This window comes from Paraburkholderia nodosa DSM 21604 (genome assembly GCF_000519185.1).
Classification (GTDB): domain Bacteria; phylum Pseudomonadota; class Gammaproteobacteria; order Burkholderiales; family Burkholderiaceae; genus Paraburkholderia; species Paraburkholderia nodosa.
The window spans coordinates 1-2,093 of the sequence record NZ_JAFA01000107.1 but is presented as its reverse complement, the minus strand read 5'-3'; the positions used below and the strand labels follow the sequence as shown (position 1 = coordinate 2,093).

Below are 2,093 nucleotides of genomic sequence, written 5' to 3'. Positions count from 1 at the left end.
CCCGCATAATGTGAAGGAACCGGCGGCAATATTTCAGCAACGGCGCCGGTTCTCCTGCACTCCTGCGCATTACCAGAACCTGCTGATTAACGCAATACGTCGTCCTCGACAATCTGAAGGAAGGCGTTGTCAAACCAGACCTGTACGAGCCGGAGCTCAATCCGGTGTATGCAGCCATGCTAGCTCACTACGGCGTGGTGGCAGACCCAGCTCGCGTACGAGATCCGAATCGCAAGGGCACCGTCGAGAACGCGATCCAGCATACCCAGGGCACGGCCCTGAAGGGGCGCCGGTTCGAGTCGCTCGAGGAGCAGAACGCCTTCCTTGATCAATGGGAATCGAACTGGGCGGCCAGAAGAATCCACGGCAGCACCCGTCGCCAGGTTCAGGCGATGTTCGAGGAAGAGCGCCCCCATCTGCGCGCCTTGCCGGCGCGCAACTTCGAATACTTCACCGACAAGGTCTACACGGTCTGCGACGACACCTGCGTACGCGTGGACCACAGCAGCTACGCAGCCCGACCGGCTCCCATTGGCAGCCAGGTGCTGGTGCGTAAATTTGCCCGTCGCCTGGAAATCCGCAACCGCCAGACACAAGCATTGCTGCGCACCCACATTCTGGCCGACAGGCCGGGAACGGTGGTACTGCCGCAGGACGAGCGTCCGTTCAATCCCTCCCGGGAAACGCGCCGCATCCTCGCACAGGCCAGGACGATCGGGCCGTCGGCCGAGCGCCTGTGCCAGCGTCTGTTCGACACCGAAGGGCGAATCGGTCAACGCAAGCTCTGGGGCATCGTCGGCCTGGTCCGGCGCTACCCCCGCCGCCTGATCGAATCGGCCTGCGAGATCGCCATGAGAGAAGGCGTGGCCAGCTACAAACAGGTCAAGGCGCTGACCGAGCGTCTGCTGGAGCAGGCGCTGGCTGAACTGGACACGCCCATCCAGGGCGAACTGCCCTTGACTCAGGAACATCACCTCATCCGGGACGGCGACGACTATGCCGACCTGTTCACCCTCGGCGCCAAGCATAGCGCCGCCATGCCATCACCCCACGGAGATCTCTCTTGAGCATGAGCCTTGCCGAAATCGACCGCGCCCTGCGCGAACTGCGCCTGTCCGGCATCAGCGCGACACTGGAAACCCGGGTGCTGCAAGCCCAGGCCAGCCAGCAGCCGTTCCTCGAAACCTTCTCCATGATTCTGCAGGACGAGCTCGATCGCCGGCAATCCCGCCTGCTCGAACGACGTTACCAGCAGTCCGGCCTGGACGAGCGCAAATCCTTGGCCGACGTCGACTGGTCCTTCAATCCGAAAGTACCCCGTCAGGCCTGCTTCGAGCTACACACCCTGAAGTTCGTCGCCGACAGCGACAACGCACTGCTGATCGGCAAACCCGGCACCGGCAAAAGCCACATCGCCAAGGCCATCGCCTACAACGCCACCCTGCAGGGCATGAAGGTGCGCTACGTCGAGTCCGACACCGTGTTCGCCGGCTATGCCGTGGAAACGCGTGCCGATCAGGACCGGTTGCTCAAGGCCCTCGTCGAGCCCGAACTTCTCGTGCTTGACGATCTGTTCCTCGCCAAACGCATTCCCGATGCCGCGGCCGAACTGCTGCAGACCGTGGTCCATCAACGCTACAAGCAACGCCGCAGCATCCTCGTCACGTCCAACCGCGTCGTCCAGGACTGGGGGCGCTACCTTCGCGACAGCACCATGGCCTCGACGATCCTTGACCGCCTGCTGCACCGCTCCAAACTCCTCGAGTTTGAAGGCAAGAGCTATCGCCTGCGGGAAGCCGCCGCCAGACTTGCCGTCACTGAGGAATCCGACGCATAATCCGCTCGTCCTGCCTGGGGGAATTTAGCCGCCCACAAGTGGAGGAGTTTGAACTGCCCATCGGGGTGTATGGACGACTCCCAGTTGTCAAGCAGACTGACTCTCTGGCATTGGGTCGAGGTTGCAGCCATGTATCCGGGCTCATTTGGCAGCAATCGCTGCTGGCCCACGATGAATATCCGCGAGTGGGTACCCCATCAGAGCCACGGGCTTGATTGCCCTTGGTGCAAAGCGGGTTTGGCCCACCACGGTCCGA

General features: G+C 62.4%; 1 protein-coding gene and 1 pseudogene. Both read left to right on the top strand.

Translation table 11 applies throughout. The annotated features are described in order from the left end of the window. Positions 1–92: 92 nt before the first annotated feature. A pseudogene (locus tag A3CW_RS49900) lies at positions 93–1,067 on the top strand (IS21 family transposase); the annotation flags it as partial. 2 nt (positions 1,068–1,069) lie between these two features. Further along, on the top strand, positions 1,070–1,837 hold the full coding sequence (gene istB, locus A3CW_RS0144080) for an IS21-like element helper ATPase IstB (protein WP_028209155.1): 768 nt from the start codon (positions 1,070–1,072) through the stop codon (positions 1,835–1,837). The last annotated feature ends 256 nt before the right edge of the window (positions 1,838–2,093 follow it).

Excerpts from the sequence above, each read along its gene's own strand:
- istB (WP_028209155.1), top strand. The coding sequence starts at position 1,070 with ATGAGCCTTGCCGAAATCGACCGCGCCCTGCGCGAACTGCGCCTGTCC.